The sequence below is a fragment of the Arthrobacter sp. Z1-9 genome, from assembly GCF_054792695.1.
In genome coordinates, this window is record NZ_CP096456.1 from 1,016,816 (window position 1) to 1,032,365 (window position 15,550).

At 65.9% G+C, this 15,550-nt stretch carries 13 protein-coding genes; 10 read left to right on the forward strand and 3 right to left on the reverse strand.

The genetic code is table 11. The annotated features are described in order from the left end of the window. The first annotated feature begins 44 nt into the window (after positions 1-44). From gcvP to M1D93_RS04770, 3 genes are all read left to right on the forward strand, one after another. Positions 45-2,963 (forward strand): aminomethyl-transferring glycine dehydrogenase, encoded by a 2,919-nt coding sequence (gene gcvP / locus M1D93_RS04760; protein WP_461174015.1) that lies wholly within the window; start codon positions 45-47, stop codon positions 2,961-2,963. 9 nt (positions 2,964-2,972) lie between these two features. Then, the gene (gcvT, locus tag M1D93_RS04765; RefSeq protein ID WP_461174016.1) at positions 2,973-4,133 is read left to right on the forward strand and encodes a glycine cleavage system aminomethyltransferase GcvT; all 1,161 of its coding nucleotides are present in this window, start codon (positions 2,973-2,975) and stop codon (positions 4,131-4,133) included. Between the two features lie 458 nt (positions 4,134-4,591). Next, a complete protein-coding gene (locus M1D93_RS04770) occupies positions 4,592-6,019 on the forward strand; it encodes an L-serine ammonia-lyase (RefSeq protein ID WP_461174017.1) in 1,428 nt (475 codons plus the stop codon). Between the two features lie 31 nt (positions 6,020-6,050). Here M1D93_RS04770 and M1D93_RS04775 read toward each other — a convergent pair whose 3' ends face one another. After that, positions 6,051-6,596: a TspO/MBR family protein gene (locus M1D93_RS04775; protein ID WP_461174018.1), complete on the reverse strand. Its 546-nt coding sequence runs from the start codon at positions 6,594-6,596 to the stop codon at positions 6,051-6,053. A gap of 193 nt (positions 6,597-6,789) precedes the next feature. Here M1D93_RS04775 and M1D93_RS04780 point away from each other — a divergent pair, with 193 nt between their 5' ends. The 3 genes from M1D93_RS04780 (at position 6,790) to M1D93_RS04790 (ending at position 10,806) form a co-directional block, all read left to right on the forward strand. Then, positions 6,790-7,863 (forward strand): lipid II:glycine glycyltransferase FemX, encoded by a 1,074-nt coding sequence (locus tag M1D93_RS04780; protein ID WP_461174019.1) that lies wholly within the window; start codon positions 6,790-6,792, stop codon positions 7,861-7,863. Between the two features lie 101 nt (positions 7,864-7,964). Next, positions 7,965-9,281 (forward strand): peptidoglycan bridge formation glycyltransferase FemA/FemB family protein, encoded by a 1,317-nt coding sequence (locus M1D93_RS04785; protein ID WP_461174020.1) that lies wholly within the window; start codon positions 7,965-7,967, stop codon positions 9,279-9,281. 37 nt (positions 9,282-9,318) lie between these two features. Next, positions 9,319-10,806: a threonine/serine exporter family protein gene (locus tag M1D93_RS04790; protein WP_461174021.1), complete on the forward strand. Its 1,488-nt coding sequence runs from the start codon at positions 9,319-9,321 to the stop codon at positions 10,804-10,806. Between the two features lie 107 nt (positions 10,807-10,913). Here the strand turns inward: M1D93_RS04790 and M1D93_RS04795 are convergent, their stop codons facing one another. Together M1D93_RS04795 and M1D93_RS04800 are read right to left on the reverse strand one after the other, a co-directional pair. Next, entirely contained in the window at positions 10,914-11,753 is an 840-nt protein-coding gene (locus tag M1D93_RS04795; RefSeq protein WP_461174022.1) for a siderophore-interacting protein, read from the reverse strand. Between the two features lie 14 nt (positions 11,754-11,767). Then, positions 11,768-12,538, reverse strand: coding sequence for a uracil-DNA glycosylase (locus M1D93_RS04800; RefSeq protein WP_461174023.1), 771 nt, complete (start codon positions 12,536-12,538; stop codon positions 11,768-11,770). Between the two features lie 125 nt (positions 12,539-12,663). On the opposite strand from M1D93_RS04800, the gene M1D93_RS04805 reads away from it, so the two are divergent. From M1D93_RS04805 to M1D93_RS04820, 4 genes are all read left to right on the forward strand, one after another. Further along, entirely contained in the window at positions 12,664-12,993 is a 330-nt protein-coding gene (locus M1D93_RS04805; RefSeq protein ID WP_461174024.1) for a DUF3263 domain-containing protein, read from the forward strand. A 50-nt stretch (positions 12,994-13,043) separates the two neighbouring features. Then, on the forward strand, positions 13,044-13,688 hold the full coding sequence (locus tag M1D93_RS04810) for a LytR C-terminal domain-containing protein (protein WP_461174025.1): 645 nt from the start codon (positions 13,044-13,046) through the stop codon (positions 13,686-13,688). A 182-nt stretch (positions 13,689-13,870) separates the two neighbouring features. Further along, positions 13,871-14,077, forward strand: coding sequence for a cold-shock protein (locus tag M1D93_RS04815; protein WP_015936110.1), 207 nt, complete (start codon positions 13,871-13,873; stop codon positions 14,075-14,077). A 44-nt stretch (positions 14,078-14,121) separates the two neighbouring features. Then, positions 14,122-15,342: an ABC transporter substrate-binding protein gene (locus M1D93_RS04820; protein WP_461174928.1), complete on the forward strand. Its 1,221-nt coding sequence runs from the start codon at positions 14,122-14,124 to the stop codon at positions 15,340-15,342. Positions 15,343-15,550: the final 208 nt, after the last annotated feature.

The following is a 15,550-nucleotide window of genomic DNA, read 5'->3' on the forward strand; positions in this document are numbered from 1 at the left end:
GAGGAACCCGACTCGATGCGGCGTACCCTGACGCCGCCTTAGCTATGGAGTTCCTCGTGACTGTATCTCCGGCCTCCGCCACCCCGGCCTCCGCCACCCCGGCCTCCGCCACTTCGGCTATTGCCGCCCCGGCTGCTGCCACCTTCGTTGACCGGCACATCGGCGCCCGCCGGGAGGCCGACGTCGACACCATGCTCAAGGCCGTGGGCTACGACACCGTGGACGCACTGGTGGATACTGCCGTCCCCAAGGACATCCGCCAGGATTCCCCGCTGGGACTGACGGGCGCGCTGAGCGAGGTGGAGGCCCTTACCGAACTGCGCAGGCTGGCCGCCAAGAACAAGACTGCCGTCCAGATGATCGGCCAGGGCTACTACGACACCGTCACGCCGCCGGTGATCCGCCGCAACATCCTTGAGGGCCCGGCCTGGTACACCGCCTACACGCCCTACCAGCCCGAGATTTCCCAGGGCCGGCTCGAAGCGCTGATCAACTTCCAGACCATGGTCCAGGACCTGGTGGGCCTGCCCATCGCCAACGCCTCCCTGCTGGACGAAGCCACGGCCGTGGCCGAGGCCGTGCTGATGATGCGCCGGGCGAATAAAAACAAAGATGCGCGTGACGGCAAGACAGTCCTGGACGCTGATTGCCTGCCGCAGACCATCGCCATCGTTAAGGGCCGCGCCGAGGCGCTCGGCTTCGAGGTTGAGGTCGCGGACCTCACCGACGGACTGCCCGACGGCGCCATCAACGGCGTGGTCCTGCAGCAGCCCGGCGCTTCCGGCAGGGTCTTTGACCACAGCGCCGTGATCGCCGACGCCAAGGAGCGCGGCGCCCTCGTGACCGTCGCCGCTGACCTGCTCGCCCTGACCCTCATCACGCCTCCCGGTGAGCAGGGCGCGGACATCGCCGTCGGCTCGGCGCAGCGCTTCGGTGTCCCGCTGTTTTACGGCGGCCCTCACGCCGCCTACATGGCAGTCCAGAAAGGCCTGGAACGCTCGATGCCCGGCCGGCTGGTGGGCGTCTCCAAAGACTCCGCAGGGACCCCGGCCTACCGCCTTGCCCTGCAGACCCGCGAGCAGCACATCCGCCGCGAGAAGGCCACGTCCAACATCTGCACGGCCCAGGCCCTGCTGGGCATCGTGGCCTCGATGTACGCCGTCTACCACGGCCCCGAGGGGCTGAAGGCGATTGCGCAGTCCGCGCACGCACATGCCAGGACCCTTGCCGCCTCGCTCAAGGCCGCCGGCCTTGAGGTACTGCACACCAGCTTCTTCGATACCGTTACGGTTTCCGTTCCCGGCAAGGCGGCGGGCATCATTGCCGCCGCAGAGGCCAAGGGAATCAACCTGCGCAGCATCGACGCGGATACGGTGGGCTTCTCCACCGACGAGACGACAACGCGGGACATTGTCGACGCCGTCCTTGAAGCTTTTGGTGCCGGGCTGGCCGAGATGACGGACGGGTTCGGCCTGGACGCCGCCGTCGAACGTTCCTCAGAGTTCCTGCAGCACCCGGTGTTCAACACCTACCGTTCAGAGACGCAACTCCTCCGCTACATCCGCAAGCTCTCCGACCGGGACCTGGCACTGGACCGCACCATGATCCCGCTGGGCTCCTGCACCATGAAACTGAACGCAACGGCCGAGATGGAAGCCATCTCCTGGCCCGAGTTCGCCTCGATCCACCCGTTCGCTCCGGACTCCCAGACCGAAGGCTGGCGCGAACTGATCGGCGACCTGGAAGCTCAACTCACCGAGATCACGGGCTACGACCAGGTGTCCATCCAGCCCAACGCTGGTTCCCAGGGCGAGCTCGCCGGCCTGCTGGCAATCCGCGGCTACCACCACTCCCGCGGCGACCAGCAGCGCAACGTCTGCCTCATTCCCGCTTCGGCGCACGGCACCAACGCCGCCTCCGCAGTCCTCGCCGGCATGAAAGTTGTTGTGGTGGCCACCGCCGCTGACGGCACCATCGACCACGCCGACCTGTACGCCAAGATCGAGGCCAACAAGGACGCCCTGTCCTGCATCATGATCACCTACCCGTCCACGCACGGTGTGTACGACGCCGACGTGCGCGAAGTCTGCGACGCCATCCACGCCGCCGGCGGCCAGGTCTACATTGACGGCGCCAACCTCAACGCCCTCGTCGGTTTGGCCCAGCCGGGCCAGTTCGGCGGCGACGTCTCCCACCTGAACCTGCACAAGACGTTCTGCATCCCGCACGGCGGAGGCGGACCCGGCGTCGGCCCGGTCGCTGCGAAGGCGCACCTGGCGCCCTTTATGCCGGGCAACGCGGCCACCTGGACCGAAGGCAACGACGTCCCCATCTCCGCCTCCAAGTACGGTTCCGCCGGCGTGCTCCCCATCTCCTGGGCGTACGTGAAGCTTATGGGCGGCCAGGGGCTCACCGAGGCCACCAAGTCCGCGCTGCTCGCGGCGAACTACATCGCGGCCCGCCTGAACGACTTCTTCCCGGTCCTGTACACCGGTGAAGGCGGCCTGGTAGCCCACGAGTGCATCCTGGACCTGCGCGAGCTCACGGCCAAGACCGGGGTCACGGCCGAGGATGTGGCCAAGCGCCTCATCGACTACGGCTTCCACGCCCCCACCCTGGCGTTCCCCGTTGCGGGCACCCTGATGGTGGAGCCCACGGAATCCGAGGACCTCGGCGAGATCGACCGCTTCATTGAGGCCATGATCGCCATCCGCGCCGAAATCGACCAGGTGGCGCAGGGTGACTTCACTGTTGCCGACAGCCCGCTCCGCAACGCGCCCCACACCGCCGCTGCTGCCATCAGCAGCGACTGGGACCGTGCCTACCCGCGCGAGCAGGCCGTGTTCCCGGTGAAGTCACTGAAGCAGGACAAGTACTTCCCGCCGGTGGGCCGCATCGACGGCGCAGCCGGCGACCGCAACCTGGTCTGCTCCTGCCCGCCGCTCTCCGAGTTCGAGAACTAAGGCCCCGCCATGACTGAGAAGTACACCGCCCTCTACGACGAGCACAAGAAGCTGGGCGCGTCCTTTACCGACTTCGGCGGCTGGCAGATGCCCCTGAAGTACAACTCCGAGCTGGCCGAGCACCACGCGGTGCGCAAGAGCGCGGGCCTGTTTGACCTCTCCCATATGGGCGAGGTCTGGATTACCGGTGCGGATGCCGCGGCCTTCCTGGACTACGCCCTGGTGGGAAAAATTTCCGCCATGCCGGTGGGCAAGGCAAAGTACTCGCTGATCTGCAATGAGGACGGCGGGATCATCGACGACCTCATCATTTACCGCCGCCCTGCAGGCAGGGGCACCGCCCAACATGGCAGCGACGATTTCCTGGTGGTCCCCAACGCAGGGAACGCCCCGGTGGTTGCTGCTGCCCTTGCCGAGCGGGCCGCTGGATTCGACGTCAATGTCGATGACGCTTCCGCCACCACCGCCTTGATCGCCGTCCAGGGCCCCAAGGCGCAGGAGCTGTTGCTGCGCCTGGTCCCGGCCGCGCAGCACGAACTGGTGACGGAGCTGAAGTACTACGCTGCAGTGGAGGTTCCGATCCTGGTGGGCGGCGCCGGACTGGACCTCCTGCTCGCCCGCACCGGCTACACCGGCGAGGACGGGTTTGAGATTTTTGTGTCCAACGACGACGCCGCTGGCCTTTGGCAGGCACTCCTCGCCATCGCTGACGAAGGGGAGCTGACGCCAGCCGGCCTCGCCTCCCGCGATTCCCTCCGCCTTGAAGCAGGGATGCCGCTGTACGGCAACGAGCTTTCCCTGCAGGGCGACCCCTACGCCGCAGGCCTGGGGCCCGTCGTCGCCCTCTCCAAGGAAGGGGACTTCGTGGGCAAGGCTGCGCTGGCGGCCAAAAAGGAGGCCGGCGCGGGCAGTACGTCCGGCCGCAGGCTCGTTGGCCTTAAGGGTCTGAGCCGACGGGCCGGCCGAGCCCACTACCCGGTCCTCAAGGACGGCAAGGTCGTTGGCGAAGTCACCTCCGGCCAGCCCAGCCCCACCCTGGGGTACCCGATCGCGATGGCCCACGTCGACGTCGAATTCACCGAAGTCGGCACAGCACTGGACATTGATTTGCGAGGCAAGGCAGAGCCGTTCGAAGTCGTCAACCTGCCGTTCTATAAACGCGCGAGGTAGGTTACCGTGGTCGGCTCCAGGCGCGCCGGACCGGACTTTTCACGCGTGCTGGCTCGTTCCTCGCCTCTGACGCACGCTTTCGAAAAGCCCGGCTCCGCCGTGCCCTCGAGGCTAGGTCACCATTGCCGGTGGGGAGCACGTTTCGAAAAGTCCGGCTCCGCCGTGCCCTCGAGGCTAGGTCACCATTGCCGGTGGGGAGCACGTTTCGAAAAGTCCGGCTCCGCCGGCCCCTTGAGGGCAGGTCACCGCTGCCAGTGGGGAGCACGTTTCGAAAAGTCCGGCTCCGCCGACGCTCGCGGTTCCGTCGCCTCGGTAACGGACCCTCGGAGGTGGTGGGGCATCCGGCAGCATGCGTCTAAGGGAGCGACACGTCCGCGCAGCGGGCGTCTTCGCGACCGAGCATGCAGAGGATGTTCCGGCACCTCCACCCGACCAGAACTTAGTTAGGAATACCCGTAATGGCTGTTGGAGTCTTTGATCTCTTTTCGATTGGGATCGGTCCCTCTTCCTCGCACACTGTTGGGCCGATGCGGGCTGCTGCTGTGTTTGCCGAGGAGCTCAAGGCCTCCGGCATGCTCGCTGAGGTGGTGTCGCTTCGGGTGGATCTGTATGGGTCGCTCGCGGCGACGGGTCACGGTCACGGCACCATGACGGCGATCCTGCTGGGGCTGGAGGGGTTTCATCCGGAGTTGATCCTGCCGGACGAGGTGGAGGAACGCCTGGCCGCGATCGCCGACACCGGGATGCTGCAGCTGGCCGGCGCTGTTCCGCTGCCGTATGGGGTGAAGGACATGGTGCTGCGGCCGCTGACCATCCTGCCCCGGCACACCAACGGCATGACGTTCACAGTTTCCGACGCCGACGGCACCGTCCTGCACACCGCAACCTTCTTCTCCGTCGGCGGCGGGTTCATCGTCCGGGAGGGCGAGGAGGACGCGGCGCAGCAGGAGCTGGACGAGTCCAAGAAGGAACTGCCCCTGCCGTTCCGGACGGCCGCCGAACTGCTGGAGCACTGCCGGGAAACCGGCCTGAGCATCAGCGAGGTGATGCGGGTCAATGAGGAAGACAGCCGCACGCCGGAGGAAATCCGCGAAGGTCTGCTGCACATCTACTCCGTGATGGAGGGCTGCGTGGCCACCAGCCTCAAACGCGAAGGCGTGCTGCCGGGCGGGTTGAAGGTCCGGCGCCGTGCCCCTGACTGGTACGAGCGGCTCAAGAAGGAAAGTTCCCGCCCTGACGGTGATGGCCAGGATGAGGACTTTCACGACCCGAAGTATTGGCAGGAGTGGGTTAACTTGATCGCCCTTGCCGTGAACGAAGAGAATGCCTCCGGCGGCCGCGTTGTCACCGCTCCGACGAACGGTGCTGCCGGGATCATCCCGGCGGTGCTGTACTACGCGCTGCACTTCGCGCCGGGGATGGAGAACGCCACCCAGGAGGACCGCGACGACGTGGTGGTGAGGTTCCTGCTCGCCGCGGCCGCCGTCGGGGTGCTGTACAAGGAGCAGGCGTCGATTTCGGGGGCTGAGGTGGGCTGCCAGGGTGAGGTGGGGTCGGCGTCGTCGATGGCTGCGGCCGGGCTGGCCGAGGTGATGGGCGGTACCCCGGCGCAGGTGGAAAACGCCGCTGAGATCGCGATGGAGCACAACCTGGGGCTGACCTGTGATCCGATCGGCGGGTTGGTGCAGGTGCCCTGCATTGAACGGAACGCGATTGCTGCGGCGAAGGCGATCAACGCCGCGAAGATGGCGCTCTGGGGCGACGGGTCCCACCGCGTCTCCCTGGACGAGGTCATCGTGACCATGCGCGAGACCGGCAAGGACATGAGCTCCAAATACAAGGAAACGGCGATGGGCGGCCTCGCCGTCAACGTGGCCGTGTGCTGACGCCGGCCGGCCACGTCGGCGCGCTGCGCCGTCAGTTGTGGACGGCGGCCCAAACGTTGAGCGTGGCTGCGAACACCAGCCAGGTGATGTACGGCAGCAGGAGCAGTCCGGCAGTCCGGCTGATGGGGCCAAAGTACAGAACTGTCACCGAGACGGCGGCGATGAGGGCGACAATGATGACCATCGCCAACCATAAGGCAGCCGTCCCGATGGCGGGATAAAGTCCGAAAAATACGGGGGTCCAGGCCAGGTTCAGCGCCAGCTGGACCGCGTAGGCCGTCAGGGCGCGCCTGGTACCTGATGCCTGTTTCCGCCACACCAACCAGGCCGCAACCGCCATCGCCGTGTACAGGATGGTCCAGACCGGCCCGAAAACAGTGTTCGGCGGCGACCAGGGGGCCTTGACGGCAGTGGTGTACCAGCCGTTCACGTTGCCTGCGGTGGCAAGGGCACCCAGCCCGGCGACAAGGGCGGATGCGGCAAGGAACACAGCCAAGGCCACGATCTGCCTGCCAGGCCCCGACCGCTCAAGACGTCTATCCTGGTGGCGCCTCAACTGTCCGGGATACGGCTGCATGCTTCAACCCTTGCCAAGACGCAATCCCCAGTCAAGGCAGCGGGCTCCGGCATCTCCGGCAGCGTCGGCAGGAGGGCTTGTGCCCGCCACGCTGGAAAGCCCGCACCCCGCCAGGCTTTAGACTTGAGGCTGCATGTCCGCACGCAGCCACGAGTACAGAACCGCGCACAACCCCTGATTGGACACGGCCCCCTTGCGAGAATTCACCGCACGTTTTGCCACAGCCGAGGAAATTGAAAACTGGGACAAGCACGTCACGGCCAACCCGAACGGCGGCAACATGCTGCAGTCGGCGGCATACGCGTCGGTAAAGAACGGCACTGGCTGGAAGGTCCGGTTCCTGGTGCTGGAAAGCTCCGGCACCGCCAGCTACAACCTGGTCCTTGAAAAGAAGTTCCCGGTGCTCGGCCGGCTCTGGTACCTCATCAAGGGCCCTGACCTCGCTGATGCCGGAGACCTGAAGCAGGCCCTTCAAGCCTGCGCCGACTTTGTCCGCGCCCGGAAGCTCAACGTCTTCACCATCAAGATCGAACCGGACGTCGTGGACTCGACCGAAGCCCAAGCCCACTTGGCCGCCGCCGGCCTGGTCAAGGCCCCCAACATCCAGTCCAACGACTCCACCGCCCTGTTGAACATTTCCGGCCCGGAGGAAGCGGTCTTCAAGGCCATCTCCTCCCGCGCACGCAACGCCATCCGCCGTGCCGAGCGGGAAGGCTGCGAAGTGCTCCGGAAGGAACACAGCCCGGAGACCTACCGGGCACTCTACGACCTGATGGCGGACACTGTCAGCGCCAAGGGTTCCATGCCCCTGCGCAGCTATGAGTACTACGCCGCGTTCTGGGAGGAGTTCTGCAGCCGCAGCCAGGGCAATTTCTTCTTCGTCTACGAGGACGGCAAACCCAGCGTGGGTGCGTTCGTGATCAACTACGGAGCCAAAGCCACCTACAAGGACGGCGGTTCCACCCAGAACCGCAAGCAGTACGGTGACTCACACCTGGTCCAGTGGGCAGCCATCCGGCGCGTGCAGGAACTGGGCTGCACCGAATACGACTTCTGCGGCACGCCGCCCTCCGCCCGGATCAAGGACAAGAGCCACAACCTGTACGGCATGGGCATGTTCAAGACCAGCTTCACCAAAACGGTCACCGATTTCGTAGGCTGCCACGACTACATCCTTGCGCCCCTGAAGCACCGTTTGTGGGTCAAAGGCGCCGAAAGGGTCTTCCGCCGGATCGAAACCGCCCGGACCGGCCAGCAGTTCTACTGACCTGTTACCCGGACCAGCCGCGCGCGGTTGGCCGGCCCCCTGCCCGTCATTGCCCTGCGCCTGCCACTGCCAGGCCGCACAACAGCGAATGAGGAAATCCCTTGAATCCAGTCACCACCGGCACCGATCTTGAATTTAACCTCCTCAGCGACGCGGACTTCGAGGCCTATGCCCTGAAGCACCCGCAAAACAGCTTCCTCCAGTCCGTTGACTTCGCGGCGTTCCAGCGTGCCCGCGGCCAGCAGGTGGAGCTTTTCGGCGTGCGCCGCAACGGCGAACTCGTGGCTGCCGGGAAACTGAACTACACCACCACCCGACTGGGCTACACGGTGTGTGAATGCGCCAAGGGACCCCTGATGGACTACACGGACGCAGACCTGGTGCGCGCCGTCGTCGGACTCCTCCGCCAGCGCGCCGCGGAACGCAAGGCCGCCGAGCTGCGGATTTCGCCCAACCTCAAGTACATCGCCCGCGACGCAGACGGCGCGGAACACCCCGAAGTTGAGGACAACCGCCCGCTGGTGGCCCGGCTTTCCGGGCTCGGATTCCAGCACCAGGGGCTGGACATGAACTTCGTCAACGTGAACTGGATGTTCATCAAGAGCCTTGCCGGCGTGAGCGATGCCGAAGAGCTCATCATGGGCACCAGTTACCGGACCCGCAAAGCCATCCGCAAGGCAGAGAAAAACGGTGTTTTCCTGGAACAGGCCACGCTGGAAACCCTCGACGATTTCTACGGTGCCCTGAGCAAGGCCGGGGACGAAAAGGGCTTCGTCTACCGCGAACGTGCCTACTACGAGCACCTGCTCCGGACCACCTCGGCAGAGTTCACCAAGCTCATGATGGCCAAGATCGATATCCCGGCCTACCGGAAATCCATCACCGAGCGGCTGGAGGCCGAATCCGCGACGGCCGCGGAGCTGCGCCGCGAGGTGGAAGAGACAGGAAGCAAGAAAAAGGCGAACCGGCTCAAGGTGGTCCAGGACCTCGTGGACAGCTACGAACGGAGCCTGAAGGACATTGAGCGGTTCCCCGACTCGGTGGGAGTCGCCACCGTCGCAGCGATCCACTTCGTCTGCTACGGGGATGAGGTGGTCTGCGTCATCGGCGGCACCGTGCAGGACTACATCTACTTCAACGGCGCCACCTCCCTGTACTGGGGCATGATGCTCCACGCACTCGAGAAGGGCTACCCGCGCTACAACTTCTACGGAACATTCGGCATCTCCGGGCAGGACGAGGAAGGCCACGGCGGCTATGAGTTCAAAAAGGGGTTCGGGGGAGAGGTTGTCCAGCTGGTGGGTGACTTCGTGATGCCGGTCCGCCCCGCCGTGTTCCACGCCAACAGGCTGGCCCGCGCGGCGGCCGGGGCTGCCCGCACCCTGCTGGGCAAGCTGCCCCTGAAACGATCCGCCTGAACTACCAATCACAGCACCGCACCGGGAGGAGGCAACCATGACTGACCGGCCCGAACGTCCCGGGCGCAGGCCGCACACGGACGGCCTGCCCCGAACAGAGCCGCTGACCCCTGCCCAGGCCCGTCAGAACGCCGCAGCCAAAAAAATGCTGCGGCGCCTGGTGCAGGGTGAAAACCCGCCCACCGCACCGATGAGCATCGTGGACCGGTTGACGGGAAGTCCCTACGCCAACCCCACCATCCAGGTGGGCGGCGTTGACACCTCTGCCCGCAAGACCCTCGACTTCGCCCTGCACCTGGCCGAAACCATGTTCCGGTACGGAGCCGGTGCGCTGGAGGTGGAGACGAGCATCATCGCCGTCACCGCTGCGCTGGGCCTGAAGAACATCGAAGTGGACATCACCAACCAGTCCGTCGGCATCAACTACGCGCCCAAGGACCAGACACCCATCTCGCTGCTGCGGGTGGTCCGCTCCTGGACCAACAACTACGCCGGCCTGGCCAAGGTGCACCAGCTGGTGACCGACATTGTGGCCGGGGGAGTAGGCCGGGACGAGGCGATCCGCCGGCTGGATGAGGCCATCACCAGCCCCAAGCCCTTTCCGCGCTGGATGGTCACCGTGGCGTTCGGTACGTTCGCGGCTGTCTTTGTGGGAGTCCTGGGCGGTGGACCGGTGTCCTCGGCGATCGCCTTCGTGGCCAACATCGGAATCAGCCTGCTGGCGCGCCAGCTGGGGCGCTGGCGCGTCCCCGACTTCTTCATCACCGCCAGCTGCTCTTTCGTGGTGACACAGCTGGCACTGGTGCTCTGGCAGTTCGGGCTGACAACATCTCCGGCCATCGTGGTGGTGGGCGGCATCCTCCTGCTCCTGCCGACAGGACGCCTCGTCTCGTCGGTGCAGGACGCCATCAACGGCTTCCCGGTGACGGCAGCAGGACGGTTCCTGTCAACACTGCTGACCTTCGGCGCCATTGTTGCCGGCATCGCCGTCGCCTTCGTCGTGGGTGAGCTGACCGGGATGCAGCGCATCGACGTCACCGAAACTTTCCCGCCGGCCTACGATCTGTGGGTCCTGGTGATCTTTGTGGCGGTGGCCGTGATGGCGATTGGCATCACCGAACAGACCAGCTGGCAGCTCCTGCTGCCTACAGCGGCCGTGGGAGTGGCCGGCTACCTCGTCCTGCTCGCGGCCGGCCAGCTCGGCGTGGGTGACCGCTTTTCACCGGCCCTGGCCGCCGTGGTCATCGGCCTGCTGGGGCGTGTGGTGGCCCTCAGGATGGGCGCGCCGCAGCTGGTGGTTGCCGTGCCCGCAGCCCTGATCCTGCTGCCCGGCCTGACCATCTTCCGGTCCATGTATGTGCTCACCATCGAGGAAGCCGAGATCCTCCTGGGCGCCGGCGGAATGCTCAACGCCGGTGCCATCGTGCTCGGTACGGCCGGCGGGATCGTCCTCGGTGACACGCTTGCCCGGCCGTTGACACGCAGCCTCGCGAGCAACGAACGGCGGCGAGCCCGCCGGCGTTGACGCCGGAGCTGACGTCGGGATAAGGGCTGTGGATGGGCCAGGGCCGGCCAGGGCTGTCCTGGCCGGCCCTGGCCCGGCTGGAGTGGGCTTGGCTTGATCCGGCCTGGCTAGATCTGGCCCACCGGCAGCTTTTTCTCGGCCTGGAACACGTCCTCGACGCGACCCTTGGCCCAGTAACCCGAGAGGGAGACCTGGCCGCGTTCCAGGCCCCGCTGATCAAAAAGGATCCGGCGCAGCGCCTTCATGTAGCCGCGCTCGCCATGGGCGAAAACGTCCACCCGGCCCGCCGGCCATTCAGCGTTTGCCACGGCCTGAACCAGGAGGTCGCTCTCGCCTGCAGGGACACCGTTGCGGACAAGCCAGTGGATTCTCACCCCCGCGGGGGCCGCGATGGACTGGATGTCGGCGTCGGAATCCACCTCCACAAAGGCCAGGCCATCCGCCTCCGGCGGCAGGGACTCCAGGCAGGCAGCAATCGCGGGCAGCGCCGCCTCGTCCCCCGCATAGAGGTACCAGTCCGCATCCGGGGCCGGATTGTAGGCACCGCCGGGGCCGGTGAAGATCAGGGTGTCGCCCGGCTGCGCCTTTGCCGCCCAGGGGCCAGCCAGGCCTTCGTCACCATGGACCACAAAATCAATGGCAAGCTCGCGGGCCACGGGGTCCACCCAGCGGATGGTGTACGTCCGGGTGAAGGGCCACTGTTCGCGCGGCATGGTCTCCCGGATGCTCCACAGGTCCAGGGGGGAGGGATACTCCACGCCCGGCTGGGGAAAGACAATCTTGACGTAGCGGTCCACGTAATCGTTGTTGACGAAGTCCGCGAAGCCGTCCCCGCCGGCCACAATCCGGACCATGTGCGGGGAAAGCTGTTCCCGGCGCAGCACGGAGAGGTTGATTTGCGGACGGCTTTTCTTGCTGGCGCTGGTAGCAGCGGGGAGGGCGTTCATAAGGTAAGCCTAAGCTAGGGGGCTGCGGGGAGCTCCCAGGTTACGCCCAGGGCACCCTGCGCCATCAGGAGTTCGTTGACGCGGCTGAAGGGCCGGGACCCAAAAAAGCCGCGGGACGCGGACAGCGGGCTGGGGTGGGCGCTCGCCACGGCAGGCGCCCCCTCCAGGAGGGGGCGGACGCTTTCGGCGTCCTTTCCCCACAGCACTGCAACCAGCGGCATCCTGGACCCGTCCTGGTCCTGCCGGCGGGCGACCGCGGACACGGCCGCCGTCGTGATCTTCTCCCAGCCTTTGCCGCGGTGTGAGCCGGCCGATCCCGCCCGCACCGTCATCACGCGGTTCAGGAGCAGCACGCCCTGGTCAGCCCAGGCGGAAAGGTCGCCGTGGATCCTGGCCGGCAACCCAAGATCAGATTCCAGCTCCCGATAGATGTTGGCCAGGCTGCGGGGGATGGGCCGGGTGCGCGGATCCACCGAAAAGGACAAGCCCACTGCGTGCCCCGGCGTCGGGTAAGGATCCTGGCCCACGATCAGGACCTTCACGTGGGCGAGGGGCTGCCGGAAGGCCCGCAGGACGTTCGACGGCGCCGGCAGGACGTGGTGCCCGGCCGCCACGTCGTCGGCGAGGAAAGTGAGCACCTCCCGAAGTTCGTGTTCGACGCCCGCGAGGGCAGCGGCCCAGTCGGGGGCCATAAGCTCCTCCAGCGGGAGCTGCGCCAGTTCGGCGAAACCGACGCCCTGCGCCGGTTCCTGCCCAAGTTCAAACAAGGCATCTGATTCAAACACGGTCCCATTCTTGCAGGGCAACCTTTCCCGGGCGCAGCCTGCCCTCGGTGCCGCAAATGACATTGCTGTTATTCGTCCGTAGCATGGGGGTCAGACATTTTTCGTAACCAGCTAAGGAGTACGCCGTGGCGGAACCAGCCCGGGAGCACCTGCCAGAGCAGGAACCCCGGCAGTCCCTTCTGGCCGACTTCAAGCTCCGGGAGTCGCCGCTCAGCGAGCGTGACCAGCAGATGCTTGCCCTGGAGCGGCAGTGGTGGAAGTACGCCGGTGCCAAGGAACAGGCCATACGGGAGCTCTTCGACCTCTCCGCAACCCACTACTACCAGCTGCTCAACGCACTGATTGACACCGAGGATGCGCTGGCCCACGACCCCATGCTCGTTAAGCGATTGCGTAGACTACGTACGTCGCGTCACCGTGCACGTACCGCACGGCGCCTGGGTTCCGACGCGTAAGACTCTCACGCTGAGCTTTCAGCAGCAATGAACAAGGATGTCATTCCATCATGACCAAATACGCCCGCGATGAATTCGACAAGGTCCCCGAGACCGCGTCGCGACAAGGTGTCCACCGCATGGCTTCAGCCCCCTCACGGGTACGCCTTTGGCCCATCCTCGCGGTGGGGGTGGCCGCACTGGCCATTGGGTTGGTGTCCTTCCTGATCCTCCCCAAGCTCGGCTTCAGCGGGCCCGGCAGCCAGGCCGCTGCGAGCCAGGAGGCGTCCCCGCTGGCCGCCACCGGTTCGGCACCTTCGGCTACTCCGGACGTTTCTGCGGAACCCTCTGCAGAGGCATCGCCCGCTCCGTCCAGTGAACCGGAACCCAGCGCGGACGCCGAGCCGGAACCAAGCGTTTCAGAACCGGCCCCCGTGTTTGTCGACAAGACGCAAAGCGTCGCCATCTACAACGCCGCCGGGACGGCAGGACTCGCCGGCCGGGTTGGCGGGATGGTCCAGGCGGACGGCTGGACGCTGGGACAGGTGGGCAACTGGGCAGGTTCTCCCCAGCAGGCCTCGATCGTCTACTACCAGGGGGCAGACCAGCTGCCCAACGCACAGGCCCTTGCGACGCTTCTCGGCATTCCCACGGTGGTCAACAGCACCGATTTCCAGGTACCGCTGGTTGTGGTGCTGGCACCTGGTTACCGGTAAGCAGTGTCCCGCCCGCCTGCGCCCTGTTGCAGCGGTCACGCCTCAGTAACTATTGAGGACCGGCCAAAGCCCGCCCCGCGCCACCGGCGCTGAATTGGCTAGAGTGATTTTTCAGGGTCGGTTCGGGGTCAGTCGACACACACCGGCGTGGGCGCCGGGAAACAACGGAAAGAGTGGTCATCATGGCACTGGGAACCGTCAAATGGTTCAACGCTGAAAAGGGCTACGGCTTCATCACCGTTGACGGCTCGGGCGATGACATTTTTGTCCACTGGTCCGCCATCCAGGGTGAAGGTTACCGGGCCCTCGACGAAGGCCAGCGCGTGGAGCTAGAAGTTGGCGAAGGCGAGAAGGGCCCGCAGGCAGAGAGCGTCCGGCCGGCCGAGTGAACCATCCGATCCTCCGTCCCGGACTCATCCGCCGGGCGCTCACCATGGCTGCCGCCTGCTCCACCCTGGCTCTGACTGCCTGTTCCGGCGTCACCGGTAATGCGCGGGTGGAAGCCGCAGAGGCTTCCGGCGACGGTACCCTGCGCGTAGGCCTGATTCTGGACAACACAGGCCAAAACGGCTTCCTCAACGCCCCGCAACTGGCCGCGGCCAAGCTCGCCGTGCAGGAGATCAATGCCGCCGGCGGGCACAAAGGCAGGCCTGTGGAGCTTCTTCCCGGCGACACAGGGCAGGACACGGCATTGCAGGCCCAGGCGCTGGTTGCCGCAAAGGCGGACGCCGTCATAGGTCCCACGGATTCGAGCCATGCCGCAGCGGCCATCGACATCCTTTCCCGCGCGCGGACTCCGCTCATCTCACCCGCCAACACCGCCGCAGGGCTGAGCAGTATCAGCAGCGGCGGCTATTACTTTCGAACCGCACCGGCCGACGTCGCGCAGGGTCCCGTCCTGGCAAAACTGGCCAAGGACGCCGGAGCCACGTCAGTTACGGTGATGTACCAGGAGGGCTCCTACGGCAGGGACCTTTCGGCTGCCGTCGCCGCTTCCGCCGAACAGGCGGGTATGGAAGTGCTGGCCAACACCGAATTCAAGGCGGGCGGTGCCGGCAGTGCGGCCAATGCTGCCGCAAACGCTGACCCGGGTGCCGTCATCGTCATAGCCCGTGATGGTGCGCAGGGCGCCCTGGCGGAACTGGCAAATTCGGGTGTTGACGGAAAGCGCATCATCCTCAGCGACGGCGCCTTCGGCCGTTACGGTCCAGGGCTGGCCGCCGGATACCTGGAGGGCGCCCGCGCGGTGGTTCCCGGACAACTTCCTGATGCCGATTTCCAGGCCAGGCTCCTGACGGTGGACCCGGGACTGAAGGACCTGTCTTTTACCGCCGAAGCCTATGACGCCGTCACCGTTGCGGCTTTGGCTGCTGCAAGGGCGCAGGACGACGGCGGCCGGTCGATTGCCGCCAACCTGATCGCTGTTTCGGGAGGATCAGCGGATAGACCAGCAGCGGACGCGTGCTTGTCCTACAAGGACTGCCTGGCACGGTTGAAAGCCGGGCCGGATGCCAATTACGACGGCGAATCCGGGGCGGTTGCCTTCGACGCCAACGGCGACATCACCACGGCCACCTTCACCGTCTACACCTACGGAGCCGACAACAACCCGGCAGCAAGCGGTCGCGAGACGGCGGGACGGGCTTCGCACTGAACCTCGCCGCCGCCGGCCGGCGGCACTGTTTTCCGCGCCCTTTCGCTTGCACTCTCACGTGGGGAGTGCTAATTATTGAGTTAGCACTCTGACGCACCGACTGCTAAAGCAAAGCTGGTTCCGGCCTGCGGCGCGCGGCACCGGGCGAGGAGCGAAGAAACACCTAACTGGAGTGAGATCCGCACCCGGAGGCATACAGAGGCCAACG